This is a genomic window from Pseudomonas sp. E102 (assembly GCF_052660185.1).
Genome location: NZ_CP084025.1, coordinates 4960496 through 4983917, shown reverse-complemented (window position 1 = coordinate 4983917; position 23422 = coordinate 4960496). Strand labels below are relative to the sequence as shown.

Annotated in this window: 19 protein-coding genes and 1 pseudogene; 5 read left to right on the top strand and 15 right to left on the bottom strand. The window is 60.2% G+C overall.

What is annotated here, in order from left to right; translation table 11 throughout:
- Positions 1-27: 27 nt before the first annotated feature.
- From DOCECA_RS22495 to DOCECA_RS22480, 4 genes are all read right to left on the bottom strand, one after another.
- On the bottom strand, positions 28-2178 hold the full coding sequence (locus DOCECA_RS22495) for a hypothetical protein (protein ID WP_445571108.1): 2151 nt from the start codon (positions 2176-2178) through the stop codon (positions 28-30).
- Positions 2165-3358, bottom strand: a complete 1194-nt coding sequence (locus DOCECA_RS22490; RefSeq protein WP_445571107.1) for a DUF3142 domain-containing protein — start codon at positions 3356-3358, stop codon at positions 2165-2167. Before DOCECA_RS22490 ends, DOCECA_RS22495 begins: the two co-directional genes overlap by 14 nt.
- Before the next feature lie 99 nt (positions 3359-3457).
- On the bottom strand, positions 3458-4084 hold the full coding sequence (locus DOCECA_RS22485; protein ID WP_445571106.1) for a glutathione S-transferase family protein: 627 nt from the start codon (positions 4082-4084) through the stop codon (positions 3458-3460).
- A 125-nt stretch (positions 4085-4209) separates the two neighbouring features.
- A complete protein-coding gene (locus DOCECA_RS22480; RefSeq protein WP_445571105.1) occupies positions 4210-5112 on the bottom strand; it encodes a LysR family transcriptional regulator in 903 nt (300 codons plus the stop codon).
- 246 nt (positions 5113-5358) lie between these two features.
- On the opposite strand from DOCECA_RS22480, the pseudogene DOCECA_RS22475 reads away from it, so the two are divergent.
- A pseudogene (locus tag DOCECA_RS22475) lies at positions 5359-7573 on the top strand (LTA synthase family protein).
- Between the two features lie 63 nt (positions 7574-7636).
- Here DOCECA_RS22475 and DOCECA_RS22470 read toward each other — a convergent pair.
- The 5 genes from DOCECA_RS22470 to DOCECA_RS22450 form a co-directional block, all read right to left on the bottom strand.
- Positions 7637-8626: an aspartate-semialdehyde dehydrogenase gene (locus DOCECA_RS22470; RefSeq protein ID WP_420766075.1), complete on the bottom strand. Its 990-nt coding sequence runs from the start codon at positions 8624-8626 to the stop codon at positions 7637-7639.
- Positions 8627-8682: 56 nt separating this feature from the next.
- Positions 8683-9612 (bottom strand): EamA family transporter RarD, encoded by a 930-nt coding sequence (rarD, locus tag DOCECA_RS22465; RefSeq protein ID WP_420766074.1) that lies wholly within the window; start codon positions 9610-9612, stop codon positions 8683-8685.
- Positions 9609-10355: an iron-containing redox enzyme family protein gene (locus DOCECA_RS22460; protein WP_420766073.1), complete on the bottom strand. Its 747-nt coding sequence runs from the start codon at positions 10353-10355 to the stop codon at positions 9609-9611. The genes rarD and DOCECA_RS22460 overlap by 4 nt, the downstream gene beginning before the upstream one ends.
- 82 nt (positions 10356-10437) lie before the next feature.
- Entirely contained in the window at positions 10438-11232 is a 795-nt protein-coding gene (locus DOCECA_RS22455) for a HalD/BesD family halogenase (RefSeq protein ID WP_420766072.1), read from the bottom strand.
- Entirely contained in the window at positions 11233-12513 is a 1281-nt protein-coding gene (locus DOCECA_RS22450) for a cation:proton antiporter domain-containing protein (RefSeq protein WP_445571104.1), read from the bottom strand.
- 328 nt (positions 12514-12841) lie between these two features.
- On the opposite strand from DOCECA_RS22450, the gene ftrA reads away from it, so the two are divergent.
- On the top strand, positions 12842-13837 hold the full coding sequence (ftrA, locus tag DOCECA_RS22445; RefSeq protein WP_434564170.1) for a transcriptional regulator FtrA: 996 nt from the start codon (positions 12842-12844) through the stop codon (positions 13835-13837).
- A gap of 8 nt (positions 13838-13845) precedes the next feature.
- Here ftrA and nudK read toward each other — a convergent pair whose 3' ends face one another.
- From nudK to DOCECA_RS22415, 6 genes are all read right to left on the bottom strand, one after another.
- Entirely contained in the window at positions 13846-14442 is a 597-nt protein-coding gene (gene nudK, locus DOCECA_RS22440) for a GDP-mannose pyrophosphatase NudK (protein WP_420766071.1), read from the bottom strand.
- Between the two features lie 52 nt (positions 14443-14494).
- A complete protein-coding gene (locus tag DOCECA_RS22435) occupies positions 14495-15925 on the bottom strand; it encodes an FAD-binding oxidoreductase (protein WP_445571103.1) in 1431 nt (476 codons plus the stop codon).
- A gap of 22 nt (positions 15926-15947) precedes the next feature.
- Positions 15948-17105, bottom strand: a complete 1158-nt coding sequence (locus tag DOCECA_RS22430) for an L-talarate/galactarate dehydratase (protein ID WP_420766069.1) — start codon at positions 17103-17105, stop codon at positions 15948-15950.
- Between the two features lie 79 nt (positions 17106-17184).
- Positions 17185-18705 carry a tripartite tricarboxylate transporter permease gene (locus tag DOCECA_RS22425; protein WP_420766068.1) on the bottom strand — a complete coding sequence of 507 codons (1521 nt, stop codon included), beginning with the start codon at positions 18703-18705 and terminating at the stop codon, positions 17185-17187.
- A gap of 9 nt (positions 18706-18714) precedes the next feature.
- Positions 18715-19188 carry a tripartite tricarboxylate transporter TctB family protein gene (locus DOCECA_RS22420; protein ID WP_420766067.1) on the bottom strand — a complete coding sequence of 158 codons (474 nt, stop codon included), beginning with the start codon at positions 19186-19188 and terminating at the stop codon, positions 18715-18717.
- A 75-nt stretch (positions 19189-19263) separates the two neighbouring features.
- On the bottom strand, positions 19264-20235 hold the full coding sequence (locus DOCECA_RS22415; RefSeq protein WP_445571102.1) for a tripartite tricarboxylate transporter substrate binding protein: 972 nt from the start codon (positions 20233-20235) through the stop codon (positions 19264-19266).
- Between the two features lie 942 nt (positions 20236-21177).
- Here DOCECA_RS22415 and DOCECA_RS22410 point away from each other — a divergent pair.
- Genes DOCECA_RS22410 through DOCECA_RS22400 form a run of 3 tightly spaced genes read left to right on the top strand, consistent with a single transcriptional unit; the run spans position 21178 to position 23332 of the window.
- Positions 21178-21534 (top strand): metalloregulator ArsR/SmtB family transcription factor, encoded by a 357-nt coding sequence (locus DOCECA_RS22410; RefSeq protein ID WP_445571101.1) that lies wholly within the window; start codon positions 21178-21180, stop codon positions 21532-21534.
- A 29-nt stretch (positions 21535-21563) separates the two neighbouring features.
- Positions 21564-22847, top strand: coding sequence for an arsenic transporter (locus DOCECA_RS22405; RefSeq protein ID WP_434561498.1), 1284 nt, complete (start codon positions 21564-21566; stop codon positions 22845-22847).
- A 14-nt stretch (positions 22848-22861) separates the two neighbouring features.
- Entirely contained in the window at positions 22862-23332 is a 471-nt protein-coding gene (locus tag DOCECA_RS22400; protein WP_434608701.1) for an arsenate reductase ArsC, read from the top strand.
- Positions 23333-23422: the final 90 nt, after the last annotated feature.

Genomic DNA, 23422 nt, shown 5'->3' with positions numbered 1-23422 from the left:
TCATCGCAAACAGGCTCGCCTCCACAATCAGCGCGCCGCCAACCGTGCCTTGCGCTGGCGACGGCTGATCAATGCCAGCCCAACGGCTACAACCAGCACTACGCTGCCCACTTGCACCCAGATTTTATAGGGCCGCAACGCCGAGCGAATCGGACTCAGCGCCTGCGTGACATAGCGCTTGTCTGCCTTGTCAAAGTCCGGAAATGGACATAACTCCCCAAAAAGCCATCCCCATTCCACGTAAGGCCCTTCCTCTATATACCGCCGGTACAACGCTCCCTGCTCTTCAGGGCTTGAATTGTATCTCCATGCATAACACAGCACCGCTGCAAACGCCTGGCTGGTATGGGGTAGATTGTCCGCCGCCCGACTCGCCAATGCAGTGGCGACAAACCGATAGTGATATCGCTGGTCCGGTTCGGCTGCGCTGGCCTGTTGCCTTTGCACCTCGCCTTCAGACAATAAGGGGCCAACCTTCAGTTCCACTGGTTCAAAACTGTAGTTGCCTTCCAGACTGGCGTAATCCGGCGCCATCTCATAAGCGAGCAGCTGCATGCCCATGTCGCGCGCTACCGTGGACGCAAGGAAATACGCCTTGGCGCGTCCGGTCGGCCACCATTTGGACTCGGCATCCTTGCGCATTTGCCCGTAATATTCGGCACTTACCTGCAGCTGAACGCTGTCGAAATACGCCGGTGCTTCGTCGTAGCGCCCCTCGCGCAGCAGACGACGACCCAGCAGGTTACGCAGTTTCGCCGGCACCGACAGTTGTACATAATTGTCCCGCTCTTCCTGGCTCAATGGCGGCGGAGCCGTAACCTGGGCGTCTACGTATTGCTTGAGTTCATCGACCGTCAGCACGCGCTCGGCGACCGTCGCGGCGTCATACCAATAATTGTTGCCGCCGCGATAAAGCTGATCGAACGCTTGCAGGTAATCACCACGCTGCAACGCTAGGATCGCGTTTTCACCTTCGACCCGGCACTTGGGCTGGACCGTCTCGTAGTCCCAGTCCGGCGTGCGTCGATCGCCCCAGGATTCCTCCTTCGGAAATGCCTGGGCGGCCTTGGCATAAGCCGCCGCCGCAGCAACCTTGTCTCCGTCGCGCAGGGCGAGTTTGGCGCGCACCCACCAGGCCAGCCCAGTGTCGGCGGCTTTATCCACGAAAGCCTTGGCACCGGCGTAGTCGCCGTGTTGATAACTCACCGCAGCCAGGCGATCCGCATCGTCCAGGTTGCCCCGGGCGCTGGCCTGCAGCAACTTGACGAGTTGTTTCTCGCCGGATGGCTCTTCGCCGTCCCACCAGCCGACGCGGCTGAGCAAATACGCCGTCGCCAGGCGCTGGACGCCTTTGGTCTTGAGCAATTCCCTCAGGCGCTCGTCGGATTCGAGCTTCAGGCTACTCGCCAACTGCAACAACGAGCTGTAGCCGACCGGGGAACCCTGCAGGTTCTGGGTCGCGTACAGCCCGATGGCACTGTCCCAGTCATCGGCGGTATAGGCCACCCTGGCCTCCTCACCGAGACTGGCGACGCCCAGTTCCAACGGGTCGCTGAAACCGGCGACGCTCAACTCTCGGGCCTGGCGAAAGGCTTGGCGCGCCTGATCCCGCAAAATAGTGGGGTCGCCGCGACCGGCCTCGGTGCTCATGGCGAACAACGCGCGGCCCAGGGAATAGGCCGCCCAGGTGCTGCGCAGGCGGCGCTCGTCGGCGGGCAGCGCCAGCAATTGTTGGAATGATTCGGCGGCGCGCTGGTGATCGCCCGCGTTGAAAGCCGCCGCGCCCACCGCGTACAAGCGCAGCTCGGCGGGCAGGTTCGCCGCTTCGCTGGCGACCTGCTCAACATCGCCCACTGCTCGCAGCCGCTCTACCACCGCTTGTTGCGGTGGCGTCAGGCCGAGCTGTTCGGCTTTGTTGCGTTGTTCAACGTAGGAGGCCACATCGTCATAACTGTAGTCGGGGTTGCGCGTCGCATCCGTGGTTGGCTTCAGCCCCGCAATGGCCTGACCGAGACGGCTGACCTCGAAACGAAAGCTGCCTTCGGGCAACTCCGCCAAGGATTGGGCCCGGTTATCCAGCAGGCGCATGGGGAACTCCGGTCCACAGGCCAGCGCCTGGCCCATGGGCAGGCTGAGGCTCAGGCATAGCAGGCGACGAGGCCACTTACGGGTAGACATTGAAACCTCCTTGGTCAATTTTTGTGCAGCGCGCCCAGCCGATCGCCCGTTGGGCACCGGCAGCCAGGCGACCTTCCTGAATGCGCGTGAAGGTAAGCACTCCGGGGGTTTGTTGCAATGCATAACCTGACAGGGCATCGACCCCGTCACATGCGCCCACCGCCAGCGTCAGCCGCTGGGGCCAACGGCTGTCGAGATTGCCCTGGTTCACCAGCCAGATATCGTAGAGGCCGTCCTGCTCGTCAATGCGCACCGCCATACGACTGTGGAGCCTGTCGCCACGGGCCACCGCGCCAAGGGTGGCCAGGCTCCATGCCCGTCGATCTCCCGGCAGCGGTAACCGAAACCAGACGATCCCGGCCAGGTGCCCAGGCGGTTCGGCGCGCAGCTTTGCCGTCAGGTCGGCGACCTGTTGCGGATCGGCCCGCAATTCCCGGCGTTCGCCGCCCCGATCGATAGGCACTTCGCTTTCCACCACGGGCGCACCGTTTTCCTGGGTCAGCAGCGCGACACCATACGCCGGCAAGGCCAAATAGAACGGCCGCGCGGTGATCTCGCCCCAGCGTTCGGCCCAACGCCTGGCCTGTTGCGCATCGAACAGACCTTGGCGAGGATCGCTGACCGCATGGACCTGCAAGACGCTACTGTCCACGGTCGCCAACAATTCAGGCAACTCGGGGCTATCGAGCCAGGCCGGCAGCGCCGTGATGCTGAGCTGTAGCGTGGTGGGTAAGGTTTGTCGCAACCGGGTGAGAAAGGTCCGGTACGCCGGTAGCCGTGCAGTGCCCGCATCGTGATCGATTTCCACACCCATCGGCACCAGGCCCTGGGCCCGCCAGTGGGCCAGCAACTGTTGGATCTGTGCGATCACATCGTCCTGGTCCAGAGATCTGAGCTGGCCGTCCAGACGAATCACCGCAACCAGCGGTCGGCCGTCAGCCTTGAGCAATGCGGGGTCAATACGCGCACGGCTCCAGCCAGCTCCCGGAAACGCCTGCAACGCCAACACCCGCAAGCTGGAAAAATCGCCGTGGCTTTGGCGCAGCGCGCCTTCGTGGGCCGGCGTCCACTGGCGTTGCCAGACATAGAGCTGTTGATCAAGGACGGCAGGCGCGGGCTGGTCACAGCCGCTCAGGAACAACGCGGCGAAGACCAGCGCCAGCCTGTGGATAAAAGTCATGAAACGCAGCCAACCGAGAAAGGTTGGCAGATTAACCCTTCCAGGTTCCTTCAGAAACCGCTGGCGGGGGCATTGCCCCCGCCATAACCGGCCAGGCGCTCAGACTTCTGTCTGCAATCCCGCAGCCGTACGCGGCATCCCGACGAAGCCAGGCAGGGCTTCGATCCGCGCCAGCCATGCGCGCACATGGGGATAGTCTTGCAACGAAACATTACCCTCGGGCGCGTGGGCGATGTAGCTGTAACTGGCGATGTCGGCAATGGTCGGGGCGTCGCCGACCAGATAGGCGCTGTTGGCCAGGGCTTGGTCGATGACTTTGAGCAGGCTGTGGGCACGGACGATCACCTCTTCGGCATTATGAGAGGCACCGAACACCGTGATCAGCCGCGCCGTGGCCGGTCCGGCATGCAGTGGCCCGGCGGCTACCGACAACCAGCGCTGGACGCGAGCGGCGCCGACCGGGTCCGTTGGCAGCCAACGGCCCTGGCCGTACTTGTTTGCCAGGTACACCAGGATCGCGTTGGAGTCAGCCAGTACCACGCCGTTGTCATCAATGGCCGGCACCTGGCCAAACGGGTTGATCGCCAGGAAATCCGCTTGTTTGTGCGCGCCCTTGGCCAGGTCGACAAAGCTGATCTCCACAGGCAGATCGAGTAGCGAGAGCATCAGCTGCACACGGTGGGCGTGGCCCGAGAGTGGAAAGTGATAGAGCTTGATAGGGTTCATGGTCGACTCCGCTCAGAGATGACGCCATCAGCAGAACGGCGTCGATGGCCCATCTTCTGCCCAAGCCCGACGCTGTGGAATCACCTGCAAACGCAATCCATTATTTCTGCTGGCGAAACAATGCGTCAGCCTTTCAAGGCCGGGTGTTCTCGCAACGCGCCGACCATGAAGTCGACAAAGCTGCGCACCCGCGCCGACGCATTGCGCCCGCCCTGATACACCACGTGGATCGGCAGGGGCGGCAGCTCGAATTCCTCCAAGACGATTTCCAGCTCACCGGCAGCCAGGTTGCCGGCCACTTGGTAAGACAGCACCCGCGTCATCCCCAAGCCTTGGCACGCCGCAGTGATGGCGGCCTGATTGGCCGTCACCACCAGCCGCGGCGCGGGCCGGACGGACAAGGGCTGGCCAGCCTCGACAAAGGTCCAGTTCTTGATCTGGCCGATCGCCGATGAAGACACCACCGGCATCCGCTCGAGGTCTTGAGGGTGCCGCGGACGGTCGTGGCGGGCAAAGAAATCCGGGGAGCCACACACCACCCGCCGCACCTCACCGACACGTACGGCGTGCAGGCTGCTGTCGGGCAGCTCGCCGATGCGCACGGCCACGTCTATGCCCTCCTCCACCATGCTGACGGTGCGATCGAGCAGCAAGGCGTTGACGCAGACCTCGGAGAAGCGACCCAGATAATCCACCAGCAATGGCGTGACAAACAGCTGTCCGAACAGCACGGGTGCCGTGATGGTCAATTGCCCGCGGGGTTGGGCGTGACTGCCCGCGGCGGAATCCTCGGCTTCCTGCAGGTCGCCCAGGATCCGCCGGCTGTCATCGAGAAAGCGCTGGCCGGCTTCACTCAGGTAGACGTTGCGTGTAGTCCGTACCAACAACGGCGTACCGATGCGTTGCTCCAACGCAGCCACTGCGCGCGTCACGCTGGCCGGCGACAAACCCAGGCGTCGCGCAGCCGATGAGAATCCCGACTCCTGGGCCACGGCGACAAACACCTGCATTTCCTGGAACCTGTCCATCCATCCTCCGATGAGAAATCCTGATACAAGTTTTGTACACGCCGAAAAGCCGCGGCGGACGCCATTGTAGGGGGCTTGGCAAGCGAACCGTAGCCAGCCGCGAGGCCATAGGCCAACAATGGCTACTGGGCTTGATACCATCCAGCACACTGTTATGAAAAACTCATGACCATTAAATGAAATCTTGTGGGAGCGAGCCGTTCCCGCAAGGTGTGTGTGATTGGTTAGACCCGAAGGCCGTTTTCCGTGAATATTGTCCACCGCCCCCTGACTCATCCCCTCGCGCGCCTCATCGCCTTGGCGGGATGCGTCCTCTTGGTCCCCATGGGACTGCGCGTCGCATTGGGCTGGTCCGACCCGCTGGGCTATCTCTCGGATATCGCCATTGGCACCCTGCTGGTCGTCCTGCTCTATCGGCGTCCCTGGTGGCTGGCCTTGCCCGTGTTGCTGGCATGGTGTGTATTGACGCTCACCAGTATCGAGCTGGTCAACGCGGTCGGGCGGATGCCAACGCCTGCGGACATCCAGTACCTGACCGACCCACAATTCGTCGAGAACTCCAGCAGCGGCGGCTTCGCGCATCCCTGGCTCGCGGCAGTCATGTTGACAGCCCTGGTGCTTTGCCTGGCCGTCCAGTGGGCCAATCGAAGCCGCCAGGCCCCGCCCTTGCCGCGCCACGCCTGGGCCATGCCGACAATGCTGTTGCTGGCCCATGCCGGCGTTCAAAGCTGGCGCCCCAGCGAGGCGGATCAGTGGAACCTGTTCAACCTGCCCCACCAGCTCATGACCGCCAGCGTCGCCGCCGGGCAAGAACATCTGGAGCAGTGGCTGGCGGGCAACACGCCGGAACCGCTTCCCCCCATGGAAGGGCTGACCCGGCTGGACCTGGAGGGGCAAAAGCTGCTTGCCGCCCCGGGCCGCGCGCGCAATGTGCTGATCATCGCCCTGGAAGGCATTCCGGGTGCCTATCTGGAAACCAACCGCCAGGCTTTGCAAAGCAGCTATCACGCGAATCTGATGCCGCGCCTCAGTGCCTGGTCGGAGCGCGGGATGAACACGCCCGACTATGTGCTGCACAGCCACCAGACCATCCGTGGCTTGTACGCGATGCTGTGCGGGGATTACGACAAACTCGACAACGGCACGCCCAAGGGCGTCGAGATGCTGAACCAGACCCAGCGCAACCAGGCCTGCCTGCCCGCCCAGTTGCGCAAGCACGGATTCTCCACCCACTTCCTGCAAGGTGCCGGGCTGCGGTTCATGGCCAAGGACCGGATCATGCCGCATATCGGCTTCGATACGACCCTGGGCATGGAGTGGTTCACTCGACCGGCTTACTTGGAGTTTCCCTGGGGCAAGGATGACAAGACCTTTTTCGAAGGCGCGCTGGATTACGTCGGGCAACTGCAACAAGCGGACAAGCCGTGGATGCTCACCCTGCTGACGGTAGGCACGCACCAACCCTACTCGGCACCGGACGATTATCTGGAGCGCTACGACACCGCCAAGCAGGCGGCCGTGGGCTATCTGGACGACGCGCTGGACGTCTTCCTGACGAGCCTTGAACACCAGGGAATTCTGGACAACACCCTGGTGGTCATCACCTCGGACGAGTCCCATGGCATCGACGACGTGCGCCTGGCATCGTCCTGGGGTTTCAACCTGACTCTGGCACCAGAGCCCTTGCCGGCAATCAAGCAAGGGGTGCATGGCCATGTCGACCTGACCGCTTCGGTGCTCGATTACTTCGGTTTCGACGTGCCAACGTCCCTGTCCGGCCGCTCGATGTTCAGGCACTACGCGACGGGCCGGGAAATCATGTCGTTCACCAACGGCAAGCTGCGCTATCACGATGGCAAGGGCACCTTCACCGAATGTGATTTCCTGCAACGCTGCCGTGACTACAAGAGCGAGGGTTTCATCGCCGATCGCGCCACTTACGCCGGGCAATACAGCGGCCAGCGCGCCCGGCTGATCGCCGCGCGGGCCACCGCCCTGGACCAAACGCTGCTGGCGACGCCCCTGAACCAGCATTACCAGTTTGGCAGCAACGAAAAAATCCCGCTGCCCGCCCAGGTTTCCCAACGATTGGACCGACAACCTGATCGGCGCCCAATACCTGGAAATGCCCAAGGGCACCCGCACACGCGTCAGCCTGACCATTCGCGCGGTGGACACTGACCACGCCGCGTACATTTCACTCAAGGCCAAGGAATTCGAGCAGGACGTGCCGATGGACTTGCCCACCGACGTGGCGGTTACCATGGATCAACCGCTGGTGATGGACATCCATTTCGACAACCCGCAACCGCGCAAGGCGTTCTCTTTCCACTTGCTGGGTCATGGCGTGGGCGCTATCGAAATCAGCGATTTCAGCGTTGTGACCGAGCTGCCCGACCAGACCGACCAACCGGAATATCTGGATGACATGCAGGACGACAGCGAGGCGCAGTCCAGCTGAAAGCAAAAACGCGCAGCCGCTGGGGGGCGGTTGCGCGTCAGGTTCACTCAATGCCTGGTTCGATCAGTCACTGACCAGTTGCATGATCTCGAAGGCATTCAACGCCGCGCCCCGCAGCAACTGATCGCCGCTGATGAACAGGTCCAAGCCGTGTTCGCCGTAGATCAGGTTGTAGCGAATCCGGCCAACCTCGACCGCATGCTTGTAGGTCGATGTCATGGGCATTGGATAAACGCCCTGCTGGGGTTCGTCCACCACTTCGACGCCCGGCGCAGCCGCCAGCAACTCGCGCACCTGGGCCAGCGATTGCACCGGTTTCTTGAAGCGCAGGCTCAGGCTCTCGGCATGGGAGCGCAGGGTCGGCACCCGCACCGCCGTGGTGCTGATGGCCAGCTCCGGTTCGCCCAGGACCTTGCGCAGCTCCCAGACCACTTTCATCTCTTCGCGGGTGTAGCCGTTGTCTTCGAACGAATCGACTTGAGGGATGACGTTGAACGCCAGGTTATGGGCGAAATTCTCGCTACCGTCCTGGTCGCCGTAGTCGCTGAACGCCTTGGCCTTTTCCCGCAGCTCGAGCATGGCCGGCTGCCCCGCGCCGCTGGCGGCCTGGTAGGTGGAAATGATCGCGCTTTCGAGCCCGAAGGTTTCGTGCAACGGCCCCAGCACCATCAGCGCAATGGCCGAGGAACAGTTGGGGTTGGCGATCAGCTTTTCGCCCTTGTAGCGCTGACCATTGATCGGCGGTACCAGTAGCGGAATGTCCGGGTGATAACGAAAAGCCGATGAGTTATCGATGACGTAAGAGTTTTCAGCCAGGCGCTCGCCATATTCCAAGGCAAACGATCCGGAAACGCACAGGAAGACGATATCGCACGAAGCGCAGCCTTCGACCGAAAAAGGCTCGATCAGGTGCTCGGTATTGCCAGCCTTCAAGCGCTTGCCGGCCGAACGCTCAGAGGCCATGCAGACCACTTCGTAGTCGGTTTCTTCAAGCAATTGCAGCATGGTCATGCCCACTGCACCGGTGCAACCCACCACGGCGACTTTCTTCATTTCGATTCCCTTATCCTGAAAAACCCGCGCCGCTGTAGACGGCGCAGGCGGGTATGTCACGCCGTACGCATTTGCACGGACAACCTGGCGGCTGCCGCTGCACGCTGGACCCGAATGGAATTCAACGTGAACAATGCAAGCGCCAGCCAGATGAACGAAAACGCCGCCAATTTCAACGACGAAACCGGTTCACCGTAAACGAACGCCGCCAACAGGAAGTTGCAAATTGGCGGGACAAACTGCAAGAAGCCCAGCGTGATCATCGACAACTGCTTGGCCGCCAGACTGTACCACCACAACGGCAGCACCGTGATCAGGCCCGTCGCGATCAGCAACACGTCGCGGGTGCCCGATTGCAGGAACTGATGCCCTACTCCCTGGGCTTGGGCCAGCAGCAGGAACAGCGCCGCGAACGGCAACAGTACGGCAATTTCCAAGGTCTGGATGACCACCGGATCGCCCGGGACCTTTTTCTTGAAAATGCCATAGAAGGAATAGCAGAAGCCGATGACCAATGCGATCCACGGGAAGGAATGCAGGTTCAGCAGTTCGAACGCCATCAGCGTCACGCCAGTGACGGCCAGGAATATCGCCCAGGTCTGCAATGACGTGAGGCGCTCCTTGAAGATGACCCGCGAGACCACCATGCTCATGATCGGGCTGAGGAAATAGCCGAAAGCCACCTCCAGCACGCGCCCAGTCATGATCCCGTAGATGTACATCAGCCACCACAGCCCGAGGACCGCCGACACTGTCAGCACATTCGCCGGACGCACCGTCTTGAGGGTCGAACGCAACGTTCCTACCCGGGCGGTCAACAGTACCAGGGCGAGGAGAAACAACTCGGCGAAGACGACCCGCCAGGACAGCAGATGATAGGCATCGAGCCCGGCCAGCGGCTTGTACCAGAGCGGGTACGAGCCCCAGAGCAGCGTGGCGCCGAGCCCGAAGGCGACGCCTTGTCCGGATTCATTCTTGGCGGTCATTGACGTCCTCCGGCGTTGAGTTTGCGCTCGATACCATCCCAGTACACTTCCATCAGGTGCAGGTACTGTTCAATGCCTTCGGCGAACAGGCGGCGCTCTTGCGGTGTTTGCAGGTGCTTTTCCATGACGTTGAACACTGCGTTGGAATGCCCGACTTCGACTTCCATATGCAGCGTCCAGAAGAACCGTCCACGCTCGCTGACGCCTTCCTTGATCAGGCCATCGTTGTACTTGGAAACCATCGAGGCCGACATCGCCTCGTCGGCGAACAATCCGCCCAGGGCCTTTTGCAGGGGCGGCTTGCTGTAGAGCGCGCAAATTCCGTCATTCAAGGCCTGGGTGCTGGGCAAGCACTTGTAGGCTTCGATCTGCTCTTCGCTGATGCCCTTGTCGTGCAGGAACTTGCGATACAGGTCGGAGTGGGAGTGCGTTTCACCCAGTTCGTCGCGGGCATTGAACGCGATCGTGCGCAGCACCGCTTCGTCACGAGTGATGGTGGAAATGCCACACACGTAGAACGGCAGGTACTTGAAGTAATGCAGGGTTTCCAGGTACAGCACCTTGCTTTGCTCCGGCGGCAGGCCGTGCTGGGCGTAGGCATTGAGGAACGGATGTTCGGTCGCTCGATGCTTGAGAATGTAGTCGATCTGCTCATCCATGAACGATTGAAGTTCCAGGTCGACACCTTCGTTGCGCACGACGTAAGCGGTTTCGGACTGAAATGTTTCTTGGGTAATGGACATGGCCTGCTTCCTTGAGCCCCGGGGGCAACGTTGATTTTGAAATATGAACCGGGCGGACACCCATCCGCCCGGCCGGTTGCCGTCAGGCTTCTTCGGTGCTCCGGGCCTTGGTGTCCCAGATCACTTCAATGCTTTCGTGGGCGACGTCGGTTCGCCGGTCATGGGCGCTTGCCCAACAGGTGTTGAGGATGATCCGAGTGGTTTCCTGTTGGATCGGCACGACGTGGTGCAACGTGGTGTCGGACTTGAGGAAATACACATCGCCCTTGAGGTGGTGGTAGGACTTGATCGGGTTGTTGAGGATGTACTGCCAGATCTGCGGGTTCTGCTTGTCCCACTCGCTGTGTGGCACGCATTGCAGCACGCCGCCGATCGCCGGGTCCTCGGGTGCTTCGATGATCCAGATCATGGTGTAGGGGTAATCGCCCCAATGCCAGCCGTGGGTATCGCCCGGGTGGCTCAGCTTGGTGATCAGGTATTGCTCTTGCTCCCAGCAGGACGCCAAGTCATCGCCCGCGATGTTGCCGAGAAAATTGCGCAGCGACTCCGATTGGTAGAGCGCAGGGATGAACGTCCCGCCCTCGGCGATCTCTGGTTGGTTGACGTTGTACATCTTGCGGTAAGTATTACCGGTGGAAGGAACCGTAACATCGCGACGTACCGAATATTCATCCAGCAAGGCATGAACTTCGGTGTGAACGTTTTCCAGGATTCTTTTTGGCAGAAAGGAAAAGTTCTTGAAGTTGAAATAACCGTCGCGGCGAAATTCATTACGAATCTGCTTCATCCGGTTTTCATCTTGCAAAATAGCCTGGAAATGCCTGGCCAGTTGTTGCTCCATGGCTTCAATGACCAAGCTGGATGTTTGTTCGCTCATTTATCGCTCCATTCCATTGTTATCGGTCGGTGTTACAAATCCGTTGGGGGATGACACTCTCGCCATTGACGGAGTGCCGGTCGCAACTTTCTTGTTATGCAGATTCATCAGCGGGCCGGTCATCAGCGTGGTGACGATGGTCATCACCACCAGGGCGGTAAACAGCTCGCTGCCGATGATCCCCATGTCCAGGCCGATCTTGAGCACTACCAGCTCCATCAGCCCGCGGGTATTCATCAGTGCCCCGACGGTCAGGGAATCGGACCAGGAGCATCCCACCAGCCGGGCGCCCAGGGCGCTGCCGGCCACTTTGCCGGTAACAGCCACCACCAGGATCACCAGCAGCACCCAGACGCCAAGGCCCGAGAAGGCCGAGGAGGTTGTGCTCAAACCTGCAAGGGCGAAGAAGCACGGCATCAATATGATCAACGACACGTGTTCCAGCCGCTCGATGATCATGTCCAGCAGGCCCTGGTCCCGTGGCAGGCACAGGCCGAACAGGAAAGCCCCGAACACGGCGTGTACTTGCAGCGCGTGGGTCAGGCTGCCGTAGATCATCACTCCGGCCAGCAGCGCCACCAGCACCATGGGTTGCGCGAGTTTTCCTTCAGCGGCGAGCCAGCGCGCCAGCAACGGCTTGAGCACCAGGAACGAAAAGACCACCAGCGACAACAGACAGGCGCCTCGCAAACCCAGGGCCATCCAGTTGTCGTCCTGGCCATTCACCATGGCGACGGCTGCTACCAACATCCACGCCACCACGTCGCTCATGGCGGCAGCCAGCAAGGCAATCGCACCTGTTTGCGTGCCGAGCATGCCTCGCTCCTTGAGGATCCGCGCCAGAACTGGAAAAGCGGTCACGGAGAACACGGTGCCGATGAACAGGACGAAACCCAACCGAGAGGTTCCGGGCGTGGCGAAATGCTCGAACAGCCAAGGGGCTATCGCGGCGCCGAGGGAAAAAGGGATCACTATGCTGAAAGCGCCGATGACCATGGCCTTAAAGCCGGTCTTGCTTTGCTTGAGAGGGAAGCGAAACTCGGCACCAATGACGAACATGAACAACAAGATGCCCAGTTCACTCAATACTTTCAGTTGGGTAATGGCAGTGCTGTCAAATAGCTGCTGATGGAAGGCGGGAAACAACTGACCGAGTACAACAGGCCCCAATACAAAGCCGGCTATCATTTCGCCAACAACCTGAGGTTGCCCCAAGCGATTGAATACCGCGCCCAAAAGTTTTGCTGACAACATCACAAACAGAATCTGGATCAGCAACATAGTCCATTCCCTTACAACGTCCAGGTTAATCCGGTTACAACTGACAACTCCTCGACACCGCCGAAATCCGTTGGCAGCGTCGTTAACAGAACTCAATCAGATGCGCACACTCGCGCAGCTCGCACTTATCGAACTTCTGTAGAAGCAGGAATAAATCTGGAAGTGACAATCCTCTACCGGCGCGATGGGGTGGGGTACCGGTAATGCGACAGTCACCTTTGTGGGGTGCGGCCGTCTTGGTTTTCCTGATTGCCTGGCAGCGATTGTAGGGGCATGGGATCGTCCGCTACAGTGCAGCAGACGACAATAATCGGTGAATTTACGCCAAATGCACGCTCATCCCGGAACAGTGGCAATCCTCGTTTATGAGGGCCTTTGCGTATTCGAGTTCGGTATCGCCCTGGAGATATTCGGGCTGCCACGCCCAGAATTGGACGTCCCTTGGTACACCCATCGCATCGTCGCGGTCGACCAGGGCCCGATGCACGCGCTGGGGGGCTTGCAGATTTCCGTCGATGCCGGCCTGGAAGCGCTTGAAACCGCACAGACCATCATCGTGCCCGGTTGGCGCAGTCGTCTCGAGCCGCCTCCAGAGGCTTTGTTGCAGGCCCTTAGGCGAGCCCACGCCCGCGGGGCACGCTTGCTGTCGATCTGCTCGGGGGTCTTCGTGCTCGCCGCCACGGGGCTGCTCGACGGCGAGACCGTGACCACCCATTGGCAATTCTCCCAGGAACTGGCCGAGCGATACCCCAGCATCAAGGTCGACCCCAACGTGCTCTACGTCGATCTGGGGCAACTGATCACCTCAGCCGGCAGCGCCGCCGGGATTGACGCCTGTCTGCATCTGATCGCACGGGATTTCGGCACGCATATCGCCAATTCGGTGGCGCGGCGCCTGGTCATGGCGCCGCAACGAACCGGCGGGCAATCGCAATTCATCGTCGCGCCGGTGTGCAAGTCACCGCGCAACGAGCTGACGCGCGTGCTGCAATGGATTCGCGAGAACCTCGATCAACCGCTGAGCGTGGCCGACATGGCGGCTCGCGTGGCGATGAGCGAGCGCACGTTTTTGCGGCGTTTCATTGAGACAACCGGCCTGTCGCCCAAGGTCTGGCTGCAGCAGGAACGGCTGAACCGGGCAAGGGAAATGCTGGAAAGCACGGACCAGAACACCGCCGGCATCGCACACGCCTGTGGCTACCGGTCAGTGGAAAGTTTTCGCGCGGCCTTCCGCAACGCGGTAGGCCTGGCTCCCTCCGCCTATCGCGAAAGGTTCGGCAGCGGCGAGATCAGCAAACAGGCTGCCTGGGTCGCCAACTGCTGAAACCGGCGTCAATCGAGCAACCGATGCAGCTTGGCGTACTGCAACAGCATGATGGTCTTGCCGTCACAGATCTCCCCCGTCTCGATCATGCCCAGGGCCTGGTCGAGCGGCATTTCCAACACTTCGATCTCCTCACCTTCGGCCTCGAGCCCTCCTCCTTCGTGCTGCTTGTCCTCGTCGAAATATTCACCGACGAAAAAATGCACGCGCTCGGTCACCGATCCCGGGCTCATGAATGCCTCGAACACCTTGCGCACGTCCTGGACGATGTACCCGGTTTCCTCCTGGGTTTCCTTGCGGATGCAGGTTTGTGGATCATCGTTATCCAGCAGGCCGGCGCAGGTTTCGATCAGCAAGCCGTCGTGCCCGTTGACGAACGCCGGGAAGCGGAACTGCCGGGTCAACACCACCGTTTGCTTGGCCTTGCTGTAAAGCAGGATGGTGGCGCCGTTGCCGCGATCATAGGTTTCACGCGCCAATTCACGCCATTGGCCGTCGCGGCCAAGGTAGTCGTAGGTCGTCTTGCGCAGGATGTACCAATTGTCCGAGAGAACTTCGACGTGCTTGATGCGCACGCGATCCTTGGTGCTGATGGCCTGTGTCATTCCACCCTCCATGTCCGGTGTCAAACCGGCAGGCTAGCAGAGCCGGGCCCGGTCACTCCAGCCCAGCGGCGAACACTTTGCCTGGGTTCATCAACCCCAGGGGATCCAGCGTGCGCTTGATGGCCCGCATCAGTTCCATTTCCAGCGGGTCCTTGAACTGGGCCGCGGCCCGGGGCTTGGCTTGTCCAAGCCCGTGCTCGGCACTGATGCTGCCGTTGTAGGAGCTGGTCATCCGGTAGATGACGTTCATGATCGCCTGCTCCTGCGACTTGAACGCGGCATCGGCGTGGCCCAGCGGTTTGCTGATGTTGTAGTGCAGGTTGCCGTCGCCCATGTGGCCGTAGGACACAATGCGCACGCCGGGAAACTGGTCTTGCAAGGCCCGGTCGGTATGCTCGATGAATGCCGGGATCTGGCTGACCGGCACACTGATATCGTGCTTGAGGCTGGGCCCCTCATGATTCTGTGCTTCGGAGATACCCTCGCGCAGGGCCCACAACGCAGCGGCCTGGGCATGATTGCTGGCGATGACTGCATCCAGGACCCAAGCCTTTTCGAAAGCATGGCCGAGCCCGGTTTCAAGCAATTGGGCCAGCGGCGCATCGGGCACCGTGTCGCGCAGTTCGATCAACGCATACCACGGGTGTGGCTCCGCCAAGGGATCGCTGCAGCCGGCAACATGTTCCAGGACGAACTCCACGCTCTGGCGCGACATCATCTCGAAGCCTGTCAAACGGTCTGCGCAGAGGCCACGGACATGGCCGATCAAGTCCACCGCCGCCTGCGGCGAGGGCAGCGCGACCCAGGCGGTGGCCTTGCTGTGGGTGGCCGGGAACAACTTGAGTACCGCCGCCGTGATGATGCCCAGCGTACCCTCCGAGCCAATGAACCAATGTTTGAGATCGTAGCCGGTGTTGTCCTTGCGCAAGCCACGCAAGCCGTTCCAGATTCGCCCGTCCGGCAATACCACCTCCAGGCCCAGCGTCAGTTCGCGCATGTTGCCGTAGCGCAGCACCGCTGTACCGCCCGCGTTGGTCGCCAGATTGCCGCCTACCGTACAACTGCCCTCCGCCCCCAGCGACAATGGGAACAGGCGCCCGGCCTCACTGGCGGCTTCCTGCAATTGCCGCAGGATGACCCCCGCCTCGACCGTGACGGTTTCATTGGCCAGGTCGATGTCGCGGATGCGTTTCATCCGGGTCAGGGACAACACCAGCTCAGTGCCGGAAGCATCCGGAATCGAGCCACCGCATAAACCGGTATTGCCGCCCTGGGGCACCACCGCCACCCTCGCGTCATGGCAAAGCCGCACCACTGCCGCCACCTCCTCGGTGGTGGCGGGCCTGACTACCAACGCGGCCTGGCCTTGATAGGCGTTGCGCCAGTCTGTCAGGTAGCTGGCCATGAGCGCCGGATCCCGTACCACGCCTGCGGCACCCACCACCTGCTCGATGCTGTGGATAAACTCAGGACTCAACGCCATGCCGCGCTCCTCATCGAACTGATCATGGACGCCGCCCGATCTCAACCTGGTCCGCCGTCCATCCCGCCACACGTTCGCTCAACGACAGCCCAAGGCCAGGCCGGGTCGGCACCAGCATTCTTCCGTCGCGGGTTTCCATGCGTTCGTTGAATAACGGCTCCAGCCATTCGAAATGTTCGACCCAAGGCTCGCGACTGTAGGTGGCGGCTAGATGGATATGCAGCTCCATCGCAAAATGTGGCGCGATCATCAGCCCCGCTTGTTCAGCCGCTGCCTGGACTTTCAGATAAGGCGTGATGCCGCCGACACGCGGCGCATCGGGCATGAGGTAATCGGCGGCGCGCAGTTTTATGAATTCCCAGTGCTCGGCCACGCTGGTCAGCATCTCGCCAGTGGCGATCGGCGTGTCGAATTGCTGGGCCAGGGCGGCATGACCTTCGGCGTCATAGCAATCGAGCGGTTCCTCGATCCACACCAGGTTGTATTGTTCCAACTGACGGCACATCCGTTGCGCGGTGGGCCGGTCCCACTGCTGGTTGGCATCGACCATCAGCGGGAACGCATCACCCAGGTGCTTGCGGATGGTGCTGACACGGTGCAGGTCCAGCGCCTGATCCGGCTGGCCCACCTTGAGCTTGATACCGCCAATGCCTTTTTCTCGAGAGATGTCGGTATTGATCATTAATTGCTCAAGCGGCGTATGCAAAAAACCGCCGGACGTGTTGTAGCACTGGACCGAATCACGGTGGGCTCCGAGCAGTCGCGCCAATGAGAGATTGGCCCGCTTCGCTTTCAGGTCCCAAAGCGCCACATCGAAGGCGCCAATCGCTTGGGTCGCCAGGCCGCTGCGGCCCACCGAAGCCCCGGCCCAGCACAGCTTGTCCCAGAGCTTGGCGATATCGCTGGGATTCTCGCCTATCAGGCCAGGGGCAAGTTCCCGGGCGTGGGCAAACTGCCCGGGGCCGCCGGCGCGCTTGGAATAGCTGAATCCCAGGCCATGATGGCCATCCCTGGTCTGGATTTCGACGAACAGCATGGCGATCTCGGTCATCGGCTTTTGCCGACCGGTCAGCACCTTGGCGTCACTGATAGGATTTGCCAGCGGCAGGAAAACCGAAGCAACACGAATCCAGGCGATACGGTCATCATCGGCCGAGGGCGAGTGAGTCAGGTCTTGCATGTCGATCTCCGGGCGTATCGGTTCAGTTGCTGCCACGCTTGACGGCGTGGCAGCAGCGAGAGCGGATGGATGCGCTGGACTAGCTGCGCATCAACTCGATGGCGGCGCTTTTCTTTTGACGGATCACGGTAACCAGGTGCCAGGAAATCGAGGCGGCGGCCAAAATCAGGAAACCGGCCGAGATAGGGTTGGCGAGGAAGCCGCTGAAATTCCCATCGGACAACATCAGGCCCCGGCGCAGGTTGGTTTCCGCCATGGGACCGAGAATGAAGCCAATGATGAAAGGCGCGATCGGCAAACCGCTCTTGACGAATCCATAGCCCAGCAAGCCAAACAGCAGCACCGCCCAGACGTCGAAGATCCGGCTGTTCAAGCCAAAGGCGCCGACGACGCAGAGCACCAGGATGATCGGCAACAGGATGTGCTTGGGCACCGCCAGCAATTTGATGAACATGCGCAGGCCATAGAACTCCAGCACCAGCATCATCACGGAAGCGAGGATCAGCGCGGCGAAGATCGTGTAGACCAACGGTGCCTGGCTGATGAATAGCAGGGGCCCGGGCTGGATCCCGTGGATCATGAAGCCACCCAGCATGACCGCTGTGGTGGTATCGCCGGGAATGCCAAGGGTCAGCAGCGGAATCATCGCCCCACCGATACCGGCGTTGTTTGCCGTTTCGCTGGCCACCACACCGTCGATCTTGCCTTTACCGAACTCTTCCGGGGTCTTGGAGCGTTTCTTGGCAACGATGTAAGAGACGATGTTCGACGTACCGGCACCGATGCCGGGCAGGATGCCAATACCCAGGCCGATCAGGGATGAACGGGTGGCATTGGGCAGCTGGCCGACGAATTCCTTCATCGAGAAACCAAAGCCTTTCACGCCTTTCATGCTGACGTGCTGCGGTTTGGCCCGGTGGCTCAGGCGTGCGCTTTCGGCGAACTTCAGCACTTCGGCAACCGCGAACATACCGATCATGACCGTGAGCATGGCAAAGCCGCCATTGAGACTCGGCAGATCAAAGGTAAAACGGCGGATGGCCTCGACCGGGGCGATCCCCACGGTGGAGAAGGCAAAGCCCAGGGCACCGGCAAACAACCCTTTGACCAAGGAGCCGGTGGACAGCGTAGCGATCAACGTCAGCGAGAAAATCGCAATGGAAAAATATTCGTGTGGGCCAAAGCTCAGCGCCAGATCAGCCAGGATCGGGGCGATGAACATCAGCGCGGCAATGCTGAAAATCGTGCCCAGGAACGAGAACACCACGCCAATCCCGAGGGCCTTGACGCCGTGGCCTTGTTTCATCAACGGCCAGCCATCGAACGTCGTCGCAATGGAGGCCGGCGTTCCCGGTATGTTGAGCAATATCGCCGATATCAACCCTCCCGAGGTGGCGCCGACGAACAGCGCGACCAGCAGGGCCAGGCCCGTGCCAGGCCCCATCGAATAAGTCAGTGGCAGACACAGCGCGATGGCCATGGTGGCTGATAGCCCGGGCACCGCACCGAAGACAATCCCCACCGCCACGCCGAGGAGGATGATGATGAAAACGTAGGGTGTGAGTATGGCCCCGAAGCCTTGTTGCATGAGTTCAATCATGGCCGTCCCCTAGAAATCCAATAAACCGACCGGCAGGAGCAAGTCGAAGCCATGGCGGAAGATGTAAAAGATCAACACCGACGAGACGACCGCGATCAGCCCGTATTGCAGGTGCTTGATTTTCTGTTCCGCAGGGGTCAGTACGATGAACTGGGCATAGAGATAAAGCACAGTCGTGATCACGAAACCCACCGGCTCCATCAGCGCTGTATACAGCAGCACCAACGCCAGGGATTTGAAGACCGTTGGGTAATCGATCGCCTCGGGTTTTTCCGCGGGTTCGGCACTTTTGTTCGGCAGCTTTCGCCAAGCCCACAATTGCAGCGCGCCCAACAGGCACAGCGACACGGCGAGCACCCAGGGCACAAACGCGGCATCGACCGTCCCGCGACGTGGCAGGTTCAAGGTCAACACCAGATAAGCCACGCCAGCGCCGAGCATGGCCAGGCCGGCGATCAGCTCGTTTCTTTTATAGGAATCCATACAGGCTCCTCTTGCTTGGAAGGACGGGGCGTCGGGTGCCTGCCAGCGCGGCGTGCACCCGAGCCGCTACGCAGATTATTTAGCCTTACGCATCTCGTCCTTGAACTGCATGAAGCTGTCGCGGGTTTTGTTCAACGTGGCAATGGCTTCTTCGGTGCCCTGGAAACTGACCGGCTGTTTGAACGACTTTTTCAGCTCTTCGGCGTATTCAGGTTCTTCGGTGATTTTTTTCATGGTTTCGGCCATTTTCTTGACGATGGCCGGGTCGGTCCCTTTCGGGAACGCGACGACGTAAGGCTTGTCCAGAACCAGGTCCACGCCTTGCTCCTTGAACGTCTTGACGTCACCCAGCAGCGCGTTGCGCTCGGCGTTGGGTTGGCCCAGGGCGGTCATCTTGCCGCTGGAAATGTAATCCTGGACCGAACCATAGCTGATGGCCCCCAAATCGATCCGCTTGCCCAGCAAGGCGACGATCTTTTCCGAGACGGTGCCGCTGTCCACCATTTTCAGTTTCACGCCGGCGAGCTTTTCGAACATCAAGCCTTGCAGGTGAGAGAAGTTGCCCATCTCGGTGCCGTAGGTGATGGTGCCGGGCTTGGCCTTGGCTGTTTCAATCAGTTGGTCGAGGCTGTCGATGCCCGAGCTCTTGGCCGAGACGAACACCGCGCCTTTGTCGATGCCAGCGATGCAGGAGATATCAAACGCATCGAAACGGTCTTCGGACAGCCCCGCCACTTCATTGACGATCAACTGGCCGGTGTGGGTGAAAAGAATGGTGTTGCCATCGGGCGCCGCGCTCTTCACCGCATCGGCGGCGATGGTGCCGCCCCCGCCGGCCATGTTGGTGACCACCATGGTCTTGCCGGTGACCTTGGTGAAGTACTTGGCCATCATGCGTGCGTTGAAATCGGTGTCCCCGCCAGCGTTGGCGATCACCACCACCTGTATCGGACGATTTGGCCAGTCGCTGGCATCGGCAGCGATCGCCGTCCCGGCAGTCAGGCTCAGGAAAGACGCGAGCAGTGAGGCATAGAGTTTTTTCTTCATTGTTGTTCTCCAAATACTGCCATTCAGTGTGAGGGGGAAACGGCTCGAGCAGCGCCTGCGGCCGGCGCTGATGCCTGGCGGGACGGACGAAGTCGATAAAGGGATGCTAGGGAGGAATCGGGTTGTGCTTGCAAGCAGGCGAAAGGGTTTTCAAGCGCCGACGCGAAGCGTGGCGGCAGCGCATCAGTGGCCGAGGCTGGCACGATGTGCAATGGATGGGCTGCAAGTGTGGAAACCATGACTGCGCCTTTCGTTTTTATTATTTTTTGATGTCATACGTTGTCGTACGACTGAATATCAACACCTATGCCCGGCATTGTCAACGCAGTTGTTCACTCGCCCATGAGGAAAGCGACAAACAGGAAAGGCGCGAATCAGAGGGCCCTCCGTAGCGCGTTTGCCCAAGGACGAGCCGGACCTTTTCCCAGCCCAAAAATAAACCCTTGGGTTTCAGGGGGTTAGTGCTCAAGCCTGGGTGCTTCTGATCGCTGGAAAAACTACTAGTGCCTGCATAACAAAGGGGGCCCAACCCCTCCTGATTCGCGGCCGCTAGGAGTAGACGAGACATGAAACAAAAAAGATTTAAATCGCCCCAGCAACCTCGGGATCGGTACAGCGCGACATTTCGGCCATTTGAGAACGAACTCACTGACGTTCGTTGAAGCAACTTTGCGCTGGTAATGACAGGGTCACGTCAGCAAGTTCTTTCACCATATAAACCGCCGATGCAGGGCAGAGCGCTGTGAATTCCTCGGAGTTGGAAATCACCTCCGGCGCTTGGGAGCGATCTCTGCGCTCGTATCCCCGAGCCTCGAAAAACTCGGGCGCCGTGTCGGTCAGAAGATGTGACCTAGGACAGGCTGAATATCTGATTTACCGCATATTCCAATAAACGTATATTCCCGTTTCCAGATATGAGCCACGCATTTCCCAGGAGGCCACATGCAGGAACCCCTGACACCCCTCGCCCTTTTCAAGTGTCTTGCTGACGAAACCCGAGCCCGGATGACCTTGCTGATTGCCCGTGAGGGCGAGCTTTGCGTATGCGAGCTCACCTGCGCGCTGGACGTGAGTCAGCCGAAGATCTCCAGACACCTGGCACAACTGCGTGAAGCGGGAGTCCTCATGGACCGGCGCCAAGGTCAATGGGTTTATTACCGGCTACGCCCGTCTCTGCCTGAATGGGTGGGCGTCATGCTCAAGGGTATTGTTGATGCGAACGAGGAATGGTTGAGCACCGATGCGCTGCGTCTCGCAGAAATGGGCGAGCGGCCGCAGAGCCTGACCGCCTGTGCCTGACCTTTTCTTCCGCTGACAGAGTAGTACTCATGCTGATCGCATTTCTGATTTTTCTGGTGACGATTGTTCTCGTCATCTGGCAGCCAAAAGGTTTGGGTGTGGGTTGGAGCGCCGCTCTAGGGGCTCTCGTGGCGCTGCTGGCAGGTGTCGTGAGCGTGTCCGATATCCCCGTGGTGTGGCAGATCGTATGGAATGCGACTGCGACCTTCATCGCCGTCATCATCATCAGCCTGTTGCTGGATGAGGCGGGATTCTTCGAGTGGTCGGCGTTGCACGTGGCCCGTTGGGGCAACGGTAGCAGTCGTAAATTGTTCGCCTTCATCATCCTGCTGGGGGCGGCGGTATCGGCCCTGTTCGCCAATGACGGCGCGGCGCTGATTTTGACTCCGATCGTCATCGCGATGCTTTTGGCCCTGCGCTTTTCGCCGGCCGCTACGTTGGCGTTCGTCATGGCGGCGGGATTCATCGCTGATACCGCGAGCTTGCCTTTGGTCGTATCCAATCTGGTGAATATTGTTTCCGCTGATTATTTCAACATCGGCTTCAGCGAGTACGCTGCCGTCATGGTGCCGGTGAACCTGGTAAGTGTCGCAGCGACCCTGGTCATGCTGCTGTGGTTCTTTCGCAACGATTTGCCACGTACGTATGAGCTTGATCAGTTGAAGGCCCCCGAGGCGGCCATCCGCGACAAGGCGACGTTTATTGCAGGCTGGTGGGTACTGGGTTTGTTGCTGATCGGTTTCTTCGTTATCGAGCCGCTGGGCGTCCCGATAAGCGCCATAGCGGCCGTCTGTGCGTTTATTCTTTATTTGATCGCCGCCCGTGGGCACGTTATTTCGACTCGCAAGGTACTAAGAGAAGCACCTTGGCAGGTCGTAGTGTTTTCGCTGGGCATGTATCTCGTGGTCTATGGCATGCGTAACGCTGGCCTCACCGATTACCTGGCGCAAATTCTCAATGTCTTCGCTGGTTATGGCGTGTGGGGAGCGGCGTTTGGGACAGGGCTGCTGGCCGCAGGTCTCTCGTCGGTCATGAACAACATGCCCACTGTTTTGGTGGGAGCACTGTCGATCCACTCCACAGAGGCTACCGGTGTCATCCGCGAGGCCATGGTCTACGCCAACGTCATCGGCTGCGACCTGGGACCGAAAATCACTCCTATCGGCAGCCTCGCCACCTTGTTGTGGCTGCATGTGCTGGCGCGCAAGAACATCGTCATCACCTGGGGCTATTACTTTCGCACCGGCATCGTCCTGACGTTGCCAATCCTGCTTGCCACCCTGGCCGCATTGGCCATCCGCCTGAGCTTTTGAACCGGAGATGGTTAATGAAAGTCTTGTTCATGTGCACCCACAACAGCTGCCGCAGCATTCTGTCCGAGGCGTTGTTCAATCACTTGGCACCCTCCGGTATGGAGGCCGTCAGTTCAGGCAGCTTTCCCAGCGGCAAGGTCAATGAGCGGGCACTGAAAACACTGCAAGCCGCCGGTATTCCCACTGTCGGTCTTTCGAGCAAGGCGTCGGATGCCTTCGAAAGCGCCCCCCCCGATATCGTCATTACCGTGTGCGATCGCGCAGCCGGCGAGGCCTGCCCGATCTTCTTCGGCCCGTCACTCAAAGCCCATTGGGGCCTGGCCGATCCCTCTGCGGCAACGGGGAGCGAGGCGCAGATCGAGGAAGCCTTCCAAAACACTGTGGCGAAAATTGATGAGCGGGTACGCGCTTTCTTTGCGCTGCCTTTGCAACAAATGAGCCCGGAAGAATTGAAAGGAGAGCTAGCCCGCATCGGCTCGCTCTGATCCTTGGATCGTTGGAGACTGAAATGAACGACAACCTGCCAAATATCCAATAGAGATATTGAACGTGTCGCATCCCTAAACGATAGGAGC

Coding starts and splice junctions, on each gene's coding strand:
- DOCECA_RS22495 (WP_445571108.1), bottom strand. CDS start 2,178: ATGTCTACCCGTAAGTGGCCTCGTCGCCTGCTATGCCTGAGCCTCAGC.
- DOCECA_RS22490 (WP_445571107.1), bottom strand. CDS start 3,358: ATGACTTTTATCCACAGGCTGGCGCTGGTCTTCGCCGCGTTGTTCCTG.
- DOCECA_RS22485 (WP_445571106.1), bottom strand. CDS start 4,084: ATGAACCCTATCAAGCTCTATCACTTTCCACTCTCGGGCCACGCCCAC.
- DOCECA_RS22480 (WP_445571105.1), bottom strand. CDS start 5,112: ATGGACAGGTTCCAGGAAATGCAGGTGTTTGTCGCCGTGGCCCAGGAG.
- DOCECA_RS22470 (WP_420766075.1), bottom strand. CDS start 8,626: ATGAAGAAAGTCGCCGTGGTGGGTTGCACCGGTGCAGTGGGCATGACC.
- rarD (WP_420766074.1), bottom strand. CDS start 9,612: ATGACCGCCAAGAATGAATCCGGACAAGGCGTCGCCTTCGGGCTCGGC.
- DOCECA_RS22460 (WP_420766073.1), bottom strand. CDS start 10,355: ATGTCCATTACCCAAGAAACATTTCAGTCCGAAACCGCTTACGTCGTG.
- DOCECA_RS22455 (WP_420766072.1), bottom strand. CDS start 11,232: ATGAGCGAACAAACATCCAGCTTGGTCATTGAAGCCATGGAGCAACAA.
- DOCECA_RS22450 (WP_445571104.1), bottom strand. CDS start 12,513: ATGTTGCTGATCCAGATTCTGTTTGTGATGTTGTCAGCAAAACTTTTG.
- ftrA (WP_434564170.1), top strand. CDS start 12,842: ATGCACGCTCATCCCGGAACAGTGGCAATCCTCGTTTATGAGGGCCTT.
- nudK (WP_420766071.1), bottom strand. CDS start 14,442: ATGACACAGGCCATCAGCACCAAGGATCGCGTGCGCATCAAGCACGTC.
- DOCECA_RS22435 (WP_445571103.1), bottom strand. CDS start 15,925: ATGGCGTTGAGTCCTGAGTTTATCCACAGCATCGAGCAGGTGGTGGGT.
- DOCECA_RS22430 (WP_420766069.1), bottom strand. CDS start 17,105: ATGCAAGACCTGACTCACTCGCCCTCGGCCGATGATGACCGTATCGCC.
- DOCECA_RS22425 (WP_420766068.1), bottom strand. CDS start 18,705: ATGATTGAACTCATGCAACAAGGCTTCGGGGCCATACTCACACCCTAC.
- DOCECA_RS22420 (WP_420766067.1), bottom strand. CDS start 19,188: ATGGATTCCTATAAAAGAAACGAGCTGATCGCCGGCCTGGCCATGCTC.
- DOCECA_RS22415 (WP_445571102.1), bottom strand. CDS start 20,235: ATGAAGAAAAAACTCTATGCCTCACTGCTCGCGTCTTTCCTGAGCCTG.
- DOCECA_RS22410 (WP_445571101.1), top strand. CDS start 21,178: ATGCAGGAACCCCTGACACCCCTCGCCCTTTTCAAGTGTCTTGCTGAC.
- DOCECA_RS22405 (WP_434561498.1), top strand. CDS start 21,564: ATGCTGATCGCATTTCTGATTTTTCTGGTGACGATTGTTCTCGTCATC.
- DOCECA_RS22400 (WP_434608701.1), top strand. CDS start 22,862: ATGAAAGTCTTGTTCATGTGCACCCACAACAGCTGCCGCAGCATTCTG.